Genomic DNA, 17,282 nt, shown 5'->3' on the forward strand with positions numbered 1-17,282 from the left:
GACAAAGTAAAAGCCTATCGCTACGATCGAGCCTCTGGCAAGCCCTGAGAGAATCTTCATATCCGTCTGATGCTTGAAGAATTTCGAGCTCAGAATAGATTCGAAGCTTACCATCGAAAGCCCCATCATAATGGCGGAAACAAGGAAACTGAACGGCAGGAGACTGCTGTACCACAGCGGATGCAGTTTGTCAGGAACAATGAGGTAGACCGCTCCTAATGACGACTGATGCAGGGTCGAAAGCAGAGTGCCGAAAAGGGCGATCGGCATCATGATCTTCTCCACAAATCTCTGTACACCTTTAAGTCCGATCCGCTCAAAAAACATCGGACTCGACTCCATTGCGAGGACTGTTGTGTAAATGACTACATGGATAGCCACAATGAACATGATCGAGTGGATCTGCCACATGACCATGGGATGCCAGATACGAAATGGATGGCCGATCTCGAGAAAAATACCCGAGGCCGCCAACAGATACCCAAGAAAAGCCGTCAGGATCGCCGGTCGTGCTATCGGCTTGTATTTCTTCATATTGAAGAGATATACAGCGCTGGCGATCACAAACCCGCCTGCTGCCATGGCAACACCGCCCAATACGTCGAACCCTATCCAGAATCCCCAGGGGAAATCATCCTGCAGATTTGTTGTTGCACCGAGACCGAGAGTCATCCGTTTAAACACGGACACTGCACCGGCAATAATAAGTATCAGCAGCACCAGTGTCATGGGGGTGAACATCTTTATTTCATGGCGTTCTGTGCTCATTATTCATCCTCCTTGTCCATGTTCTTCATTCTCCGGGTGATCACCCAGCTTCCTATACCTGCAGCAAGGACAACGCCGATAATCGCAGGTATGCCGGAGATGTACTTCCAGGTCAGGTCAGGGAGCACCTGGTCACCGACCTTCGCATGACCTATCTGGTCAAGGGGAATGGCAGAAAGAAGAAGCACGGATGTGCCTCCTGCCTCTTTCTCGCCATAAATGTGATTATGGTATTTCCCGGGGTTTTCGGCGATCCTCTTTTTTGCCTCAGCAAGGTTCTTGTCAATGCTGTCACTGAACTGGATCGTACCGGTAGGACAGGTCTTTGCACAGGCCGGTATCATACCGGCACGGAGTCGGTCATAGCAGAAATTGCATTTCTGAATGCTGGGTGAGAGCTTTTCCCATTCATATTTCGGGACATTGAAGGGACAGGCAAGCATACAGTACCTGCAGCCCATACAGCGGTCCGCCCGGTAGATGACCGGGCCTTCCGGAGTCTTGATCAGGGCCTCAACAGGACATACCGAGGCGCAGGCTGGCTTTTTGCAATGAAAACAGCCGTTTCTTGCAAAGTTCCATGATACTGCGCCGTTCTGCACACTCTCATAAAAAGCGATGTTTGTGTAGGTCTTTGAGTTGAGCTTCGGAGGATTCGTAAACGTGCTGCCCTGAGTGGTCTTATCCGTTGCGTTCTGGTTCCAGGACTTGCACGATATCTGACAGCCTCTGCAGCCAATGCATTTGGTTGTATCAATCAGAAAGCTCGCCTCCATCTTCTTAACGGCCGGGTCTGTCGCTGTTTTTTCCATTATTGCATTCGTTCCCATATCAGCCCCCTAAATCTTTTCCACGTTGACCATGAATGCCTTGGTCTCCGGGATCATTGTATTTGCATCGCCGATAGTCGGGGTCAACAGATTTACAGACTCTCCCCCACTGCCGTCCTCCGGGAACTGCCATCCGAAATGGTTCGGCAGTCCGACCTGATGTATTGTGGAGCCTGCAATCTTAAAGGGCTTAAACCGTTTAGTGACAACAGCAGCGGCAGTAACCTCGCCACGGCCTGATTTGACTTTTACTTTGTCTCCACCTTTAATGCCTTTTTCAGATGCGAGTTCCTCACTCATCTCGACATAAAGCTGGGGTGCAGCCTCCAGCAGCCAGGGCAGATGACGTGTCAGAACACCGGTCTGCCAGTGCTCGGTCATTCGATACGTCGTAGCAACGTAGGGATAGCGGGTATCGCAGGAATAAAAGACATCATCGGGAGAACCGCCCTGGCCATCGTGAAACATCTTGACTGCCGGGTTAATCTTCGTCTTTGACATCAGATTTTCCTGAAGAGGGCATTCGAGCGCTTCATAATGCTCAGGGAACGGCCCATCGGCAAGGCCGGGGCCAAAGATTGCTCCCATGCCGTCCGCCCTCATGATAAACGGATATTTCCCTGCCTTCTCATCTGCCATAGGTGGAGCAGGCCCATCAGGCACATCGCCGTCCCAACCGGGAGCGGTCTTTTTTGTCTTTGGGTCCAGTTTGTCAGGATTCCATTTTATGACAGTACGCTTTGGGTCCCAGGGCTGCCCGGTCATATTAACAGCTGCGCGGTTGTAGATGATCCTCCTGTTGAGTGGCCAGCACCATGACCATTCAGGGAACATGCCAAGCCCCGTAGGATCAGCCTTACCCCTTCTTGCCATCATATTTATGATCTTGCCCTCTTTATGCGTATAGCTGCCGCTATAGATCCAGTTTCCGCAGGAGGTTCTTCCGTCCGCCTGAAGCGTTACAAAATTGGTGCAGAGCTCACTTTTCTTGCCTAACTGCTTCGTCGCATCCTTGGGATCAAAAATGTCCTCAAGATAATATCCGTTGATCTCTCTCGCAATCAGATGGGTATCAAACTCTTTATTCTTTGATTTATAGTTCCAGGTGAGGTTTGTGATGGGAGCAGGAAATTTGCCACCCTTTGTCTGGTAGAGCTTCTTTACGCGTTTATAGAGCTCATGGATAATCTCTCCGTCAGGTTTTGACTGTCCGATAGGCTCGATCGCCTTATACCGCCACTGTGCCCAGCGGCCGGAGTTTGATATACTTCCCTCTTTTTCTACGGATGACGTGCAGGGAAGCATAAAGACCTCGGTCTGAATATCCTTCGGGTTCATGCCCGGACCTTTCCAGAAAGAGGCCGTCTCGTTGTCAAACAGATTTACATTCACCATCCACTTGAGCTGGCCCATAGCCTTTCTGGTCTTATTCGAATTCGCCCCTGAGCATGCCGGATTCTGGCCCCAGGCAAAAAAGCCTTCAAACTTGCCCTTGGACATCTGATCAAAAAGCATAAGCCACGAACCGTTCTGGCCTTCATCCAGTTTCGGAAGCCAGGAATAACCGAAATCATTGTCTTTCGTAGCACTCGCCCCATAGATCGCCTTTAAATAGCTCGCTACATATTTCGGCCGGTTACCCCACCAGTTGACACTCTTGGTGTCTTTGGTCTTGGGCGTATTCTTCTCGTTATACGCATTAAGGTCAACCAACGTAGCGGTAGGCACGGGGACATATCCCGGCAGAATATGGAAAAGCAGTCCCTGATCAGTTGAACCCTGCACGTTGGATTCGCCACGCAAAGCATTTACGCCGCCGCCTGCAAGTCCGATATTCCCAAGAAGAAGCTGAATGATCGTCATTGCCTTTATATTCTGCGTGCCGACCGTATGCTGGGTCCAACCCATTGCATAACACTCTGTGCCGACCCTGTTCGGCTTTCCCGTAGACCCGTAAATCTTGTATACCTCAAGGAGCTTATCTTTTGGTGTTCCGGTTATATCAGAAACCTTGTCTGCTGTATACCGTGAATAGTGCTTCTTCAGAAGCTGGAACACACAGTTCGGGTCCTTAAGAGTCATGTCTTTCTTCGGCAGTCCCTTGTCATCCATCTGGAACGACCATGTCTTTTTATCATACTTGCGGGTCTTCTCGTCATATCCGGAGAAGATGCCATTAAGCTGGCCGGGCATCCTGAAGTCAGGGTTAACCAGATAGGCTGCGTTTGTATAATTGACAACATATTCTCTGAAGAAAAGATTGTTATCGAGGATGTATTTAATCATGCCGCCCAGGAAGGCTATATCAGTTCCGGAACGGAGAGGAGCGTACAGATCAGCCTTTGCCGCCGTTCTGGTAAATCTGGGGTCAACAACAATGAGTTTTGCACCCTTTTCACGCGCCTTCATGATCCATTTCATTGCTATCGGATGGTTCTCTGCAATATTACTGCCCATAACAAGCACTACATCAGCATTCTTGAGATCTATCCAGTGATTCGTCATTGCACCGCGTCCGAACGACTCTGCCAGAGCCGCAACAGTTGCGGAGTGTCATATTCGGGCCTGATGCTCTATATATACAAGCCCCAGCGAGCGGAGCCACTTCTGAAGAACATAGCATTCCTCGTTGTCCAGAGCTGCGCTTCCTACATGGGCAATGGCGTCGGTCCTGTTGACCGTAAATTCCTTTTCTACCTCTTTCTCTGTTCCGTCAGGCTGCTTCTCCTTGATCTTCGATTTTGAAAGGAACTTGAACGTCCGGTCACGCGTATCCTTGACCTTCTTTGCGATCTCGTCCAAAGCCCAATCCCACTCAACTTCCTTCCATTCGGAAGCGCCAGCAGCACGATACTTTGGCTTGAGCACACGTTTGTCATTATTCACGATCTGGTACAGCGATGCGCCCTTGGCACAAAGAGCACCCTCGTTGATCGGATGATCAGGGTCGCCCTCGGTATTGATCACCTTCCCATCCTTGGTATGGGCGATTATGCCGCAGCCCACAGCGCAGTATGGACAGATGGTCTTTGTTTCTGCGGCACCCTTGATGCGGGCTTCAGGTGACTGAAGCTGAGCCGATGCTTCCTGAGGTGTAATACCGGCACCTACAGCTCCCGCCACTGCAGTGCCTCCCGAAAGCTTCAAAAAATCCCTTCTCGAAAGACTCATACGCTACCTCCGATATAATGATTTAAGAATCGCATGAAATGATAAATTAGTCATGATAGCTTTGCATTAAAGGAAGATATAGCCATATCTGGCCGAAAGATCGCATTGTTAGGAAGATTTATCAATTCATTAAACATTTTTATCAACGCTGATAGATTAATGAATGTCTCAGATGCTGTCAAGGATATTTTGGCTCTTTTTGATTGGATAAAAATCGGTATCTGAAGATATTTCATGTATGGCATCTGGACACCCATTGTGCTAATATTGAGCACGCCTGAAGAGCTGCATGATCACAGCTAACAGAATTGTAACCATACATAAAACAGTGATGTCAAAAAAAACCTTTACAGCCAGGAAGCACCTGTTACTCGCAGAGCAAGAGTCGGCAGAGCTTGCCCTTCGTGAAAGTGAAGAGCGATTTCGTCAGATTTTTGAGCAGAATGAGGATGCACTTCTTGTTCTGGAACGCTCAACCGGAGAGATTATGGATTCAAATCCGGCCGCAATCGATCTTTTCGGATATACACAACATGAATTCATTTCGGGCGGCCTCCCCCTGATATTGATGCCACAGGAGCACGAACTATTCAGGACTGAACTGCTCAGTCGCGACACTTCAGACAGACTCCGTATTCCCCGGCTCACGGCCAGAAAAAAAGACGGCTCTTCGATCATAGCATCAATCTGGGGAAAGGCAGTCCGACTGAAAAAAAGCGAGATTCTCTTCTGCTCCTTTCGCAATATTTCTGAAAGGCTTCGCTTGGAAGAAGAAACTCAATTGCTTCAGGCAAAACTCATTCAGATGAACAAGATGACCGCTCTGGGCATGCTGGTCTCAGGCATAGCTCATGAGATAAACAACCCAAACCATTTTATTATGGTAAATGCTCGGATCATTTCTGATGCCTGGAAGGATGCAGCCAACGTGCTGTCTGATCACTACCAAGCGCATGGAGACTTCCCGTTGGGGGGCGTGCCCTTCTCTGAAATGCGGTATATCATGCCTCAACTCCTGGCGGCAATGTCTGAAGGATCAGCCCGCATCAAACACATTGTTGACAACCTGAAAGATTTTTCCAGACAGGGCAAAGCAGCCATTGACAATGCTGTCGACGTAAACAAGGTAATAACCGCTTCGGTAGCGCTCCTCAAAAGCGAGATCGGGAAATTTACCGGCCGATTTGAATTGAGAGAAGACGGTGACCTTCCTCTGGCAAAAGGCAATAAACAGCAACTTGAACAGGTTGTCATAAACCTGATCATGAACGCTCTCCAGTCCCTTCGGGACAGAAACGCCGGGGTTTGTGTATCGAGTCGCCTCGAACAGGAAAAAAACTGCATTCTGATTCAGGTAAAAGACGAAGGGATCGGGATACCACAGGAATTACTTAAGCACATTACAGAGCCGTTTTATACGACCAGGAGCGATGAAGGCGGTACAGGACTCGGACTCTCCATTTCCTTCTCTATACTCAAGGACCACCAGGGATCTCTGACTTTTGAGTCAGAGCCCGGCAAAGGCACGACCGCAACCATCTCTCTGCCGACATACCAAAGTTCCACGGAAAGGAATAGACATGCAACAGACGCTGTATCCTGAATACCCCATTTTACTTATAGACGATGAACCGATGATCCTCCTCAGCTTCGGCACGATCCTCCGCAAATCAGGCATAAACCATTTTCAGACCGTAGAGGACAGCAGGGACGTGCTGCAGACGCTTGAAAATCTGCAGGTCTCGGCAGTCGTGCTTGACCTCACGATGCCCCATGTCTCAGGCATCGAGCTTCTTGCGAAGATTAACCAGAGCTATCCTGAGATTCTGGTCATTGTAGTTACTGCAACGGACGACATTGAAACGGCAGTTGCGTGCATGAGATCAGGCGCCTTTGACTATCTGGTCAAACCGGTAGAGATGAACCGATTTATATCAAGTATCAGAAAGGCCCTTGATATCTCTTCTCTCATAAGCGAGGTATCGTCGCTTAAGCAGCATCTGCTCATCGACAGCCTTGAGCACGAAGCAGCTTTTTCTCCTATCATTACCGAGAGTAAGAAGATGCGAAGCCTTTTCCATTATGCGGAGGCGATCTCTACCTCATCCCAGCCGGTACTCATAACTGGAGAGACAGGCACCGGCAAGGAACTTTTTGCACGCGCTATTCATGATGCAAGCTGCAGAAAAGGTGCTTTTATCGCACTGAACATTTCTGGCCTTGACGACACCATGTTTGCGGACACCCTCTTCGGGCATAAAAAAGGTGCATATACCGGGGCAGATTCCTCTCGCGATGGCCAGATTGCACAGGCCGCAGGGGGCACCCTTTTTCTTGACGAAATTGGTGATCTCAACGAAACATCACAGGTAAAGCTGCTTAGACTGCTCCAGGAAAAGCAATATTTCCCCCTTGGTTCAGACATTTCTAAACAGAGTGATGCGAAGGTCATTGTTGCAACGAACCGGGACATTCAACAGCTTATGGGCACCGGCAGCTTCAGAAAAGATCTTTATTTCAGACTTCGGACTCATCATATCCATATTCCTCCACTGAGGGAGAGGATCGAGGACATACCAGAGCTGCTGGACCACTTTATAGAGGAGGCGGCAACGTCACTCAAAAAAAACCGGCCGGCCTACCCGAGGGAACTGGTCACACTCCTATCCACCTATCACTTCCCTGGAAATGTGCGTGAACTCGAGGCAATGGTATTTGATTCAGTCGCTCGCCACAGGGCAGGTAAACTCTCACTGGACAGCTTCAGAGAGACGATTCAGCATGACCAGGACCTTCATCCGATCGTGCTTCCGGCTGATGACGAAGTGGCGATTCTACTGACAAAACTATTCGGCAGATTTCCTTCTCTGCGGGAAGCAGAGGAGCATCTTGTTGCGGAAGCGATCAGGATTTCTGATAACAATCAGGGGATTGCCGCTTCACTTCTAGGCATCACCCGCCAAGCGCTAAACAAAAAAAAAAAAAAAAAAAAGAACCGCTAGAGAATATCCTTTTTTTGTTTTGTACTGTTTTAACCAGCAGGCAGGGTGCAACTTCTATTGCAGTTCGGAATATTCGAGGAAAACGTTTAACCTATTGATTTAATAACATTTTCCTGCTTTCGCTGACATAATTCCGCATTTTTGGTTTCACCCCTATTATGCCACTGCACAGTATGATATTACTGTGCCATATTGATTTTAGCGTATGCCACAGTTTTTATTTGTGATGGCAAATATTATGCATACATATTCACATGCGCGAGATATTTTTTGAGGAATACAGCAAAAAATGCAGTGAGCAGCCTCTGGGGACAAAAAAGCGTGCTAAATGCATGAAAAAACTCGCGGAATCCATTATTCTCCAATGCATCGAGGACCTATGGGACAGGTCCTCGATGCACGAGAGTATTGACTTCTTTACCGAGAGGGGGTTCAGTATCTGTGCCACCCTGGCAGGTATGGAAATAGGAGAACAGGTAAAGCTTCTTGATCTGGTGAACTGCACCATTTCAAGAATTCGGCATTTGCCACGCAAAGGATCAAGACATCCGGAAAGATGTGCGCCTTCAGACTTCGATAAAACCACAATAGCAACCATTCTAACCTCCACAGACCCCGTACATCACCATGGCATTCAGCTTTGAAAAAAAAGGCGCGATCGGAATGTTGCAATGCGAAGGGAGCCTTGAGGCAGACCGGGCCCAGACTCTGAGAGATGCTCTCATGGTCTGCATCGAGAACTCAGATCATGTGGTGATAAACTGCGGAAAGGTAAAAACGATCGACAGTCAGTGCATACAGATTTTCTGCACGGCACATAGAATGGCTGTCAGGGCAGATAAAAAACTGATAATTATCGGAATAGCTCCTGACATTAATCCTTCACCGCAGGAGATCAGTAATCTCTGCTTGTCACGTTCAGCCATCGGCTGCAATAAGTCATGCATTTGGATGCCAACTGAAGGCGGGATGGAGCTGCCAACAGCAGGTGACAGAGGCGTTAATTGAACAAGCATCTCTTTTTTTACAAATATAGAGATTATTTACACGGCACGAGATGAATCAGCAAAATGAAAAAATAAGCGTAATAATCATTGATGCATCAGCGGTTACACGCTATCTCCTCACCGAGATACTTGAACAGTCTGGCAGAATTGAAGTTGTAGCCTCTGTCCATGATCCTGCCGAAGCTCTCAATAAAATACTCACTCTCAATCCCCATGTGATAACTTTCGATGTCCGTATGCCAGGACTGGACGGCATCGCATTTCTCAAAAAACTTTGGGAGCTTCGCCCAACTCCGGTGGTAATCGTAAGCGCTCTAACCCAATATGAGACCGGTTCTTTCGCTAAAGCAATGGAACTGGGCGCAGTAGGATACGTTGCGAAACAGTCGTCGCATTCCTGGAGCGGCATACTGAATCTTGCCGACGAGATTGTTGAAAAAGTCAGATCGGCTTCAACGATACAGTTTCAGCAAAAAACCACTGTTGCCGGAAAAGCCGCAGCAATCGGCAATTTCTAAGAACGCAAGAGTTCAGATACGCTCACATCACCCCCAGCAGCAGCTCTGCCGACTCTCAGAAACAATAATCCTCTTCTAATGCCAATTTATTTTTGCATTTCTGGTAAAATAACCGCTGTGCCGGGATAGCTCAGTTGGCAGAGCAGCTGATTCGTAATCAGCAGGTCGCCAGTTCGACTCTGGTTCCCGGCTCCACTGTTATCAGGGGGTTACAGGTTTTACTGTAACCCCTTTTTTTGTGCTTTACTCACTACCAAATCACTACTCGAATTCCCCGGTTTTGTCCAGGACATCAAAATATCTTTTTCATGTCTTTCGTTAGAGGGGAAAGTAACGAAAATCCTGATGCCTGATCGGCATAGCAGAGCAGTTTTTATGCCGATACCTTTGTATTTTTGTTATGAAATGAAATACCTCGTAACTTGTCTTTACATCATATCAGGTGTAAGATAAGGGTAGTAAAATCCAAATGGCAGGTTCTTTATTACGAAACATCAGAGGGAGTAGTCCCTGTCGAGAAGTTTATCGATTCCCGTAAGGACCGAGATCAGGCAAAGATCTTCTCATGGATATCTCTTCTGGAAGAACAAGGTCCGAATCTTCTAAGGCCCTATGCTGACCTGTTGACAGATGGGATACACGAATTGAGGGTTAAGCTGTCAGGTGACCAGGTGCGGATACTCTACTTTTTCTGTTATAAGGACTATATCATTTTGACTCATGCATTCAGGAAGCAGACAACTGCAGTTCCACATGGAGAAATAAAGAAGGCGCAGATTTGCCGGGCAGATTTTCTTTCCCGGTTCTCTGAGAAGAAAATTAAGGAGGCAAAGAAATGAGAACTTTTGGAGAACACCTGAAAGAGAAACTGAAGGACAAACATTTTAAGGACCTGTACGACGAGGAGCGGCAGCTCGCTGAACTGTCTCTTAGTGTTATCAGCACTCGTGAGCACTTAGGATTGTCTCAGGCTGACGTAGCACACAAAGCCAGGGTGACTCAGCAGCAGGTTTCAAAAATCGAAAAAGGGATTAACTGTAATATTACGACGTTCCTGAAGGTTTGCAATGCCCTTGGTATCAAGGTTGATTTGGAACTCCCAAGGGTTGCAAGAGTTGCCTGATTCGTAATCAGCAGGTCGCCAGTTCGACTCTGGTTCCCGGCTCCACTGTTATCAAGGGGTTACAGGTTTTACTGTAACCCCTTTTTTAATGCACCGATCACGACATAATCACTACGCCTTGTTTGAGGTTATTTTTTCTCCTTCTCCGTCTTCCAAAAATGGCGGGGTTATTTAAATAAGTGAAATAATTTCCAGATATCCTTCCAGATTGCAGCATGTTACGTCACCAATGAACACAAGAAACGGTATTAAATGAACTGACCGGGACAGCCTGTTGATTCTGGAATTCTTGGCATGATGTTTGCTTTTGCTTTGTCTATATAAATGTTAATCGGCATTGAGGAGCAGATCCTCGATGCCAATACCTTATATATTTTCGCTTTAAAAAATATAAACCCTCGCACTCTTGAGCAAGCTTGCCGGTCAAAAGTATGATTGCCGAGATGAATAAATAAGGAGAACCATTATAATCGAGAAGAGGTCATCAGAATTCGGCCATATCAAACAAATAACGTCTGTTAGATTTGTTGTGGCTATTGCTATAGTAATATTCCACTTTGGAACAAAAGTAATTCCTTTTAGTCTTGAACCATTCAAACGACTTCTCGAAAAAGGTAGCCTTGGGGTTAGCTACTTTTTTCTCCTATCAGGATTTGTAATGGCAATAACGTATTATTCAGAGCAAGCCACTAAACAGATCGACAAGAAAGCATTCTGGATCTCCCGTTTTGCAAGAATTTATCCGCTCTATCTTTTCAGCCTCCTCTTAACTCTTGCAGTTGATCTATTTATGAGGGTTCCCATACTTAAGGGCCCGCTATTATTGCATGTTGCCCTGTTACAGGCCTGGGGCCCGAAATATGTGTCATCCTTTAACCCTCCGGCGTGGGCTGTTTCTGTAGAGATCTTTTTCTTTCTGATGTTTCCTTTTATCATCACCTTCTTTACAAGAAAGACAAAACTTCTGATTGCAGCGATAACGGGTATATTCTGGTTCTTCAGCCAGGTAGCGTATGAGTTGCTGCTGCTTAAGGTATATGTTCCTTCATCGGACATCATGCTCTTGAAGCTTTTTCTTTATAGCCCACTGTTGCACATCAATTCATTTATCATGGGAACAGCTGCCGGAGTATTCTATAAAACCGATTACAAGAAACCTATGAAGGATCACGCTGTTCTCTGGTTGCTGCTTGTACTTATTTTGTTGGTTTTGGCGTTCCAAAGCAATTATCATCTTGAATTTCATAACGGTCTTTTGGCGCCACTATTTGCAATATTTTTATTGGCCCTATCCCTCGATAGTTCGAAAATCTCGGAAATCATGTCCTCGAAGCCACTCATGCAATTGGGTGAATACAGTTATGCGATATACATACTGCAGGAGCCGGTTCATCGTTTTTCATTACTCGTATCCAATAAAATAGGACTGCCGCCTGACAGCGGGATGCGGTTTTATTTTTTTCTTATTCTTCTTTTGCCGTTTTCATCCCTGAGCTATCATTTAATCGAAAGACCGTCACGGGATATTATCAAAAGAGTGCTGATAAGAAGATAGACCTACTTAAAATGGCGCAAATAGACCACTCCAATAACCACTTTGACTGGCAGTCGTGATAGTGTCAACAGCATTACCAGACAGGATGCACGGAAGGCCACAATTAGCGATAAGACAGGCCGGGTAATATCAGGGGGTCAACGTTGCAATAACCAACATTGTTGATATCATTGCAAGCTGAAACTGCAAACATATTGTTCATTTTGATAAAATAAGGCAGTTCAACAGTGTTACAGTTATAGAAAGCATAAAGCAACAGAAGTAGGCTCTCCCAGAGAGGTGGTGCGTTATGAAGTTTAAAGCTGAGGATTGGGTCCGCAAAGTAAGAGATGAAAATTATGAGAAGAGTAAAAGAATGAGCCCGGAAGATAAGATTGCACGTACCAGAAAAGTGGCTGAGACTTTTGCAAAAAAAAATATGACCAGCTTTTTTTTAGACGTAAGAACCAACGATAGCGCATGAAAAAAGTCGGGTTCGGATATAGTGATATTTTTCTTCTTCATGAAATGCCTTTGGGCCATCCTGAATCAAAGGACAGGCTCATCGCCATAACGGAGAGGCTTAAGCAGTCGCCCCTTTGGAATCTTCTGCAGCATCTCAATCCCCGAAAAGCGGCCGAGGAGGATATCCTCGCCGTGCATACGAAATCCTATTTTTCCGGGGTCATGCGCTTCACCGGCTACTTTGACGCTGACACCTATGTATCGCCACACACTGCAGAAGCTGCCCTCGTTGCCGCAGGAACAGTAATTGAAGCAATAGACCAATGTAAAGCCGGCGACATTGATAGAGCATTCTGTGCCGTGAGGCCTCCGGGGCATCATGCTGAGGCAGATCGGGCGATGGGGTTCTGTATTTTCAACAATGTAGCTGTCGGCGCGCGCTACGCACAGAAACGAGGCTACCATAAAGTCTTTATTATAGACTTTGACGTCCATCATGGCAATGGCACCCAGCATATATTTGAAGAAGACGACACGGTCTATTATTTTAGTACGCATCAATACCCTCATTATCCCGGCACGGGCAGCGATGCGGAACGCGGCAATGGAAAAGGAAAAGGATTTACTTACAATATCCCCCTGCATTATGGCTCCGGGGATAAAGACTATTTCCAGGCTTATCAGGATATTCTTCCCGTGCTTCTGTCGAATTTTAATCCTGATATTGTGCTGGTTTCTGCGGGCTATGACCTGCATGCGGCCGATCCGCTGGCAGGGCTTCGGGTAACGAATGAGGGCATCAGAACCATTGTGAGAGGGATACTCTCATCAAAGCAGAATATCCCTTATATTTTCTGTCTCGAAGGCGGGTACAACCTCTATTCTCTCAGCGAATCAGTCCAGATAACAATCGAAGAACTGCTTGGCTTCCCATGATCAATCCTTCTTTGCTTCCTCTTCAACGGGATTGTGCAGATGAATTTCTGCCTGTTTGTTTCGTTCGTCGATCTTCTTTTTTACTTCCTTTATCCTGTTTTTGTACTCCTCAGTGAGCTGATCAGCCTCTTCATGATTTGAAACAACATGCGGTGTGACCATCACAATTAACTCTGTTCGGCTCGCCGTATCCGTCGTTGTCCCAAAGAGATACCCAAACAGCGGTATTTTGCTCAACAATGGAACTCCGGAACGCGTAAATCCTTTTTTCTCATTAATGATTCCGCCGATAACAAGCGTATGACCATCCTGTACTATTCCGGTAGTATTCGCTTTTCTCGTATTAAAACCCTGAAATTTACCAGAACCAATTGAATATTCTATGCCAGGCTCACTGACTTCCTGAGAGATCTTGAGAGTTACCTGCTTCTTTTCATTGATATGAGGCGTTACCGTCAGAATTACTCCTGCAGATTTGTATTGGACCTGCGAAGTCGTATTGGACGCATTAAACGAGTCTACCGTGCCTGTCGTTATCTGGGTGGCAATTGGCACTTCCTGTGCAATCTCAATTTTAGCCTCTTTATTATCGAGTGCTAATATATGGGGACTTGCCAGCACATGGGCCTTGCCAGAGCTTGCTGCCGCATTAATCAGAACATTAAACTGCGCAGGGTCAATAATATTGGCAAACAGTCCTCCTGAAGCTACAGGCACAAATTTAGTCAGATTGGTAGCAGCAGTGTCTCCCGAACCCGTGGTCTCAAAAAACGTATTGGGGTTCTTTGCATTCCCGGTTATAAAATCAAAACTCTGATCATTAATATGACTGCGACCTTTCAACATCCACTCCAGTCCCAACGTTGTCGAATCATCCAGAGAAATCTCTGCGATGAGAACTTCAATCAGGACCTGCTTGGCTTGGACATCGATCTTTTTGAGGGTTTCAAGCAGTACCAGGTAGGCTCGTGGGGATGATTTGATGATCAACGCGTTTATGTCATCATACGCCTCGATAAGCACGTCACCTTCAAGTTCGGCCGACAGGATATCAGCCTGAATAGTGGCACCGGTGGATGAAGGTGTCGGGGTGGCCGGCGTTCTCGGCCTGTTGGCAGCCGCAGCAGGAGTCGGCGTTGGCTGGGCGGGTTTTGCGGGCGTTGGCGTCGCAGCACCGCTCTTTTTACCATAAAGATTCTTCAGCACTTCACCCAATTTTTTTGCCTCACCATTTTCAACATGATAAATAAAGGTCTTTACCGAATCCCTCTCCGTTGAAGGGATATCAATCGCCTCAAGCAACTTCAGGAGCTTCATAATGCCTGAGGGCAACGCCGTTATGATCAGCATATTGGAAGGCTCATAAACGATAATATCCGTGCCTTTCGGCATAAAGTTTCGGACCAGATTGGCGACATCATTTGCTTTCACATACTCAAGAGGTATCTGATGAGTCACAAAACTCGAATCCTTGGGGGAAGCAGTCTTTTTCCCCATCTGGATCGGGACAGGCTGCTGCTTTGCGGTGTCGATCGGGACAATGCGGTAAAAACTTCCTTCCTTCACCGCCGTGAAGCCATTAAACTCCAGAACCGTCTGAAACGTCGAGAAAAGTTCGCTGACCGGTATCTTGTTATGGGACTGGATCGTAATCTTTCCTGAGACGCCGGGAGCAAGGATATAATTAATCTTTAACATGTCTGAGATCGTCGAGACGACGGTCTCGATGTCAGCATTCTCGAAGTTGAGCATTATATACTGTTCATCCGGCTTTTTCTCAGCAACCGTCTTTTCCGCCTTCCTCATTTCAGCCTTCGTCTCTATCGGTGGTGTCACGGCTTCCGGGAGTTTTGCTGCCTCCTCTGTAGTGGGCACAACAATGGGCTCACCAGGCTTTACAGCCTGCTTTGCTCCGCAGGCACTGATAAAGAGAATGATGAGGCACAAACTTATTAATTTCAGGTTCATTTTCCTGCCCTCGGTTTACTGGATAGTGTCTTCACTTTTTCAATCGTAAGCGTAATCGTTTCGCCTAACCATTTTAACACAACTGCTTTTTCTGATATATCGGAAACCTCGATATCCTCGACTTTATCTCCCTTGCGCAGCTGCGTGGACTTTGCCTGATTTATCTCGACATAGGCAACGTAATCGCCAAACGTATCGAGGATAATACCTCTAAGGGCAAGTTCAGGCCTCTTTGGAGGCGGAGGCGGAGGGACTGCCGCGCGCACCGGTTTCGGCTCCTTATACGTGCGCAGGGTGTTAAACAGATTCTTCTCATAGATGACCTTGTCCCATGCCGCAGCGTAGGTTGCCTTCATCGGTTCTGACTCCTTGATCTTTGCCTTTTTCACCAGAAGGTCAGACAGGGGGTTGTACAGGACCGCGCTGACGGTAAACTTCCAGCCCACAAAAAGGAATAGCGCGCCGACGATGATAAGCATAACGATTTTCCGAATCATAATTTACCCAAACCCGATATCTGCATTTTAAAGCGCAGCTCTCTGGGGTTCTGCATGTTTGTCACATTAATAGACATCTTCTCTATCTTAAACAGCACCGTGTGCTTCTCAAGATCATTCAAAAAATCTCCAATCTGCTTGATCGTTCCGCTTCCTTCAAAATAGACGGGGATAATGAAAAAGTTCTTTGCCTTCACCGCATTGATAGGCCGTATGGTCTGCATAGTCAGACCGGCACTCTGCGTGAGTTCCGAAAGTTCCTTCTGCACACGCGCAGCAGCGAGAAATTCTGATGATTCACTTACCAGTTTCTTTTCAACAGCCTTCATTTCTTCAACGGCTGCTTTGATCTCTGCATCCGTAATGGACGCCCCCTCCACATAAGTCTCGTATTTCTGCAGAGCGGCCGATTTGACCTGGATCTCCTCGCGCATGGATTCAGATTTTGGGGTCAGGACATAGGTCTGAAAAAGAAGCAGCGTCATGACCAGCGCCGTTGCAAGCAGAGTATATTTTTTTCTGTTCATGGCTCCCTGACCTCAAACTTCAGAGAGAACCGCTCCTCGCCGTCACGAGACAGGATTGGCGCAGCGAAAGCGATATTCTTGAAGAGTTTCGATTTGTCCAGCGCCGTGACCAGATCAGAAGTCTTTCGCGAAAAACCCTCAATCTCCACGAGCCCCTTTTCATCCACCGCCAGATTGATGATCCATGCGTTATCAGGGACTACGTTTGTCAGGTCTTTCAAAACTCTGATCGCCATGTTGGAACGGGTCTGAAATACCAGCAGCGTTTTTCTGTCATCCTGAAGCGCTTCAAGCTTCTTTCGGGCTTCAATGACACCTGACGCCTTGCTCTTGATGGTTTCGATCCGCGACTCGATCCTTCGGAGTGTTCTGACTTCTTTACCATAGGCAACAAAACCTGTTAACAGATACAGACAGAGGGCTGCAACCGCAAGGCCTCCGATCATATACGGATAATGGTCTTTTTTCTGCTTTATGAACTCCTGCGGTATAAATTCAAGATTCAGGCGTGTTCTCTGTACAAAGGAATAGATCAGTGCGTTGGGCACCGTAATCTGCGATTTCGTCATCGAAAAACGCTCGGCAATGAGCTGATCAACCGTCCCCGAGCAGTAGACCTTTCCTGGATAAGATTTGCGGAACCCCTCAAGGTTTTCTCCAAGGTCCGAGGCTGCCGATATTCTCTTCATCGAAAGAGGCAGTGAATCTTCAATACCCGCCATTTCGTAGCCATTATCCGTTGCAAGGACAAAAATACCTTTCACATTTTTCTCGCCGCTGATCCCGAGCATGCTGTTCAGCACATCCAAAACTCTGCAGCGGACGGAGAGGACTTCCAGTCCGGCCGCCGAGATCAGTTTCACCACGGCACTGACCGCCTCCTTCTTGATCGAAAAGACAAGGGTCTTTATACCATTGCCTGTCTTGACCATGAGG

At 47.0% G+C, this 17,282-nt stretch carries 16 protein-coding genes, 2 tRNA genes and 1 pseudogene; 12 read left to right on the top strand and 7 right to left on the bottom strand.

Annotated features, from left to right (window positions below; all coding sequences use genetic code 11):
- The 3 genes from nrfD to fdnG form a co-directional block, all read right to left on the bottom strand.
- Nucleotides 1–768: polysulfide reductase NrfD (gene nrfD, locus HZB31_06840; GenBank protein ID MBI5847652.1), on the bottom strand; the 768-nt coding region annotated here is incomplete at its 3' end.
- Nucleotides 768–1,598 carry a 4Fe-4S dicluster domain-containing protein gene (locus HZB31_06845; GenBank protein MBI5847653.1) on the bottom strand — a complete coding sequence of 277 codons (831 nt, stop codon included), beginning with the start codon at nucleotides 1,596–1,598 and terminating at the stop codon, nucleotides 768–770. The genes nrfD and HZB31_06845, both read right to left, overlap by 1 nt.
- Before the next feature lie 9 nt (nucleotides 1,599–1,607).
- Nucleotides 1,608–4,769, bottom strand: coding sequence for a formate dehydrogenase-N subunit alpha (gene fdnG / locus HZB31_06850; protein ID MBI5847654.1), 3,162 nt, complete (start codon nucleotides 4,767–4,769; stop codon nucleotides 1,608–1,610).
- 289 nt (nucleotides 4,770–5,058) lie between these two features.
- Between fdnG and HZB31_06855 the strand changes: the two genes are divergently transcribed.
- The 12 genes and pseudogenes from HZB31_06855 (at nucleotide 5,059) to HZB31_06910 (ending at nucleotide 13,354) form a co-directional block, all read left to right on the top strand.
- On the top strand, nucleotides 5,059–6,372 hold the full coding sequence (locus HZB31_06855; protein ID MBI5847655.1) for a PAS domain S-box protein: 1,314 nt from the start codon (nucleotides 5,059–5,061) through the stop codon (nucleotides 6,370–6,372).
- A complete protein-coding gene (locus tag HZB31_06860) occupies nucleotides 6,350–7,771 on the top strand; it encodes a sigma-54-dependent Fis family transcriptional regulator (GenBank protein MBI5847656.1) in 1,422 nt (473 codons plus the stop codon). Before HZB31_06855 ends, HZB31_06860 begins: the two co-directional genes overlap by 23 nt.
- Before the next feature lie 332 nt (nucleotides 7,772–8,103).
- Nucleotides 8,104–8,415 carry a hypothetical protein gene (locus HZB31_06865; GenBank protein ID MBI5847657.1) on the top strand — a complete coding sequence of 104 codons (312 nt, stop codon included), beginning with the start codon at nucleotides 8,104–8,106 and terminating at the stop codon, nucleotides 8,413–8,415.
- On the top strand, nucleotides 8,399–8,779 hold the full coding sequence (locus HZB31_06870) for an STAS domain-containing protein (protein MBI5847658.1): 381 nt from the start codon (nucleotides 8,399–8,401) through the stop codon (nucleotides 8,777–8,779). The genes HZB31_06865 and HZB31_06870 overlap by 17 nt, the downstream gene beginning before the upstream one ends.
- Before the next feature lie 49 nt (nucleotides 8,780–8,828).
- Nucleotides 8,829–9,296: a response regulator gene (locus HZB31_06875; protein MBI5847659.1), complete on the top strand. Its 468-nt coding sequence runs from the start codon at nucleotides 8,829–8,831 to the stop codon at nucleotides 9,294–9,296.
- A 119-nt stretch (nucleotides 9,297–9,415) separates the two neighbouring features.
- A tRNA-Thr gene (locus tag HZB31_06880) sits at nucleotides 9,416–9,491 on the top strand.
- 254 nt (nucleotides 9,492–9,745) lie between these two features.
- Nucleotides 9,746–10,135 carry a type II toxin-antitoxin system RelE/ParE family toxin gene (locus HZB31_06885; protein MBI5847660.1) on the top strand — a complete coding sequence of 130 codons (390 nt, stop codon included), beginning with the start codon at nucleotides 9,746–9,748 and terminating at the stop codon, nucleotides 10,133–10,135.
- Nucleotides 10,132–10,329 (top strand): annotated as a pseudogene (locus HZB31_06890) (helix-turn-helix domain-containing protein). The gene HZB31_06885 and the pseudogene HZB31_06890 overlap by 4 nt, the downstream one beginning before the upstream one ends.
- Nucleotides 10,285–10,464 (top strand) — tRNA-Thr (locus HZB31_06895). Before HZB31_06890 ends, HZB31_06895 begins: the two are co-directional and overlap by 45 nt.
- A 484-nt stretch (nucleotides 10,465–10,948) precedes the next feature.
- Nucleotides 10,949–11,974, top strand: coding sequence for an acyltransferase (locus HZB31_06900; protein ID MBI5847661.1), 1,026 nt, complete (start codon nucleotides 10,949–10,951; stop codon nucleotides 11,972–11,974).
- Nucleotides 11,975–12,263: 289 nt separating this feature from the next.
- Complete coding sequence (locus tag HZB31_06905) at nucleotides 12,264–12,437, top strand: hypothetical protein (protein ID MBI5847662.1); 174 nt, start codon at nucleotides 12,264–12,266, stop codon at nucleotides 12,435–12,437.
- Nucleotides 12,434–13,354 carry a histone deacetylase gene (locus HZB31_06910; GenBank protein ID MBI5847663.1) on the top strand — a complete coding sequence of 307 codons (921 nt, stop codon included), beginning with the start codon at nucleotides 12,434–12,436 and terminating at the stop codon, nucleotides 13,352–13,354. Before HZB31_06905 ends, HZB31_06910 begins: the two co-directional genes overlap by 4 nt.
- On the opposite strand, the gene HZB31_06915 is transcribed toward HZB31_06910, so the two are convergent.
- From HZB31_06915 to HZB31_06930, 4 genes are read right to left on the bottom strand one after another with little or no spacing between them, the layout of a single operon-like run.
- Entirely contained in the window at nucleotides 13,355–15,322 is a 1,968-nt protein-coding gene (locus tag HZB31_06915) for a hypothetical protein (protein MBI5847664.1), read from the bottom strand. It lies immediately after the preceding gene.
- On the bottom strand, nucleotides 15,319–15,819 hold the full coding sequence (locus HZB31_06920; GenBank protein ID MBI5847665.1) for a hypothetical protein: 501 nt from the start codon (nucleotides 15,817–15,819) through the stop codon (nucleotides 15,319–15,321). The genes HZB31_06915 and HZB31_06920 overlap by 4 nt, the downstream gene beginning before the upstream one ends.
- On the bottom strand, nucleotides 15,816–16,346 hold the full coding sequence (pilO, locus tag HZB31_06925) for a type 4a pilus biogenesis protein PilO (GenBank protein ID MBI5847666.1): 531 nt from the start codon (nucleotides 16,344–16,346) through the stop codon (nucleotides 15,816–15,818). Before pilO ends, HZB31_06920 begins: the two co-directional genes overlap by 4 nt.
- Complete coding sequence (locus HZB31_06930; protein MBI5847667.1) at nucleotides 16,343–17,278, bottom strand: PilN domain-containing protein; 936 nt, start codon at nucleotides 17,276–17,278, stop codon at nucleotides 16,343–16,345. The genes pilO and HZB31_06930 overlap by 4 nt, the downstream gene beginning before the upstream one ends.
- Between the last annotated feature and the right edge of the window lie 4 nt (nucleotides 17,279–17,282).

This window comes from Nitrospirota bacterium (assembly GCA_016235245.1).
GTDB lineage: Bacteria > Nitrospirota > Thermodesulfovibrionia > Thermodesulfovibrionales > UBA6898 > UBA6898.

Bases quoted from the DNA above. Each gene is read 5' to 3' on its own strand.
- HZB31_06920 (MBI5847665.1), bottom strand. From the start codon at position 15,819: ATGATTCGGAAAATCGTTATGCTTATCATCGTCGGCGCGCTATTCCTT.
- HZB31_06915 (MBI5847664.1), bottom strand. From the start codon at position 15,322: ATGAACCTGAAATTAATAAGTTTGTGCCTCATCATTCTCTTTATCAGT.
- HZB31_06845 (MBI5847653.1), bottom strand. From the start codon at position 1,598: ATGGGAACGAATGCAATAATGGAAAAAACAGCGACAGACCCGGCCGTT.
- HZB31_06910 (MBI5847663.1), top strand. From the start codon at position 12,434: ATGAAAAAAGTCGGGTTCGGATATAGTGATATTTTTCTTCTTCATGAA.
- HZB31_06930 (MBI5847667.1), bottom strand. From the start codon at position 17,278: ATGGTCAAGACAGGCAATGGTATAAAGACCCTTGTCTTTTCGATCAAG.
- HZB31_06860 (MBI5847656.1), top strand. From the start codon at position 6,350: ATGCAACAGACGCTGTATCCTGAATACCCCATTTTACTTATAGACGAT.
- HZB31_06870 (MBI5847658.1), top strand. From the start codon at position 8,399: ATGGCATTCAGCTTTGAAAAAAAAGGCGCGATCGGAATGTTGCAATGC.
- HZB31_06875 (MBI5847659.1), top strand. From the start codon at position 8,829: ATGAATCAGCAAAATGAAAAAATAAGCGTAATAATCATTGATGCATCA.
- HZB31_06855 (MBI5847655.1), top strand. From the start codon at position 5,059: ATGATCACAGCTAACAGAATTGTAACCATACATAAAACAGTGATGTCA.
- HZB31_06905 (MBI5847662.1), top strand. From the start codon at position 12,264: ATGAAGTTTAAAGCTGAGGATTGGGTCCGCAAAGTAAGAGATGAAAAT.
- pilO (MBI5847666.1), bottom strand. From the start codon at position 16,346: ATGAACAGAAAAAAATATACTCTGCTTGCAACGGCGCTGGTCATGACG.
- HZB31_06865 (MBI5847657.1), top strand. From the start codon at position 8,104: ATGAAAAAACTCGCGGAATCCATTATTCTCCAATGCATCGAGGACCTA.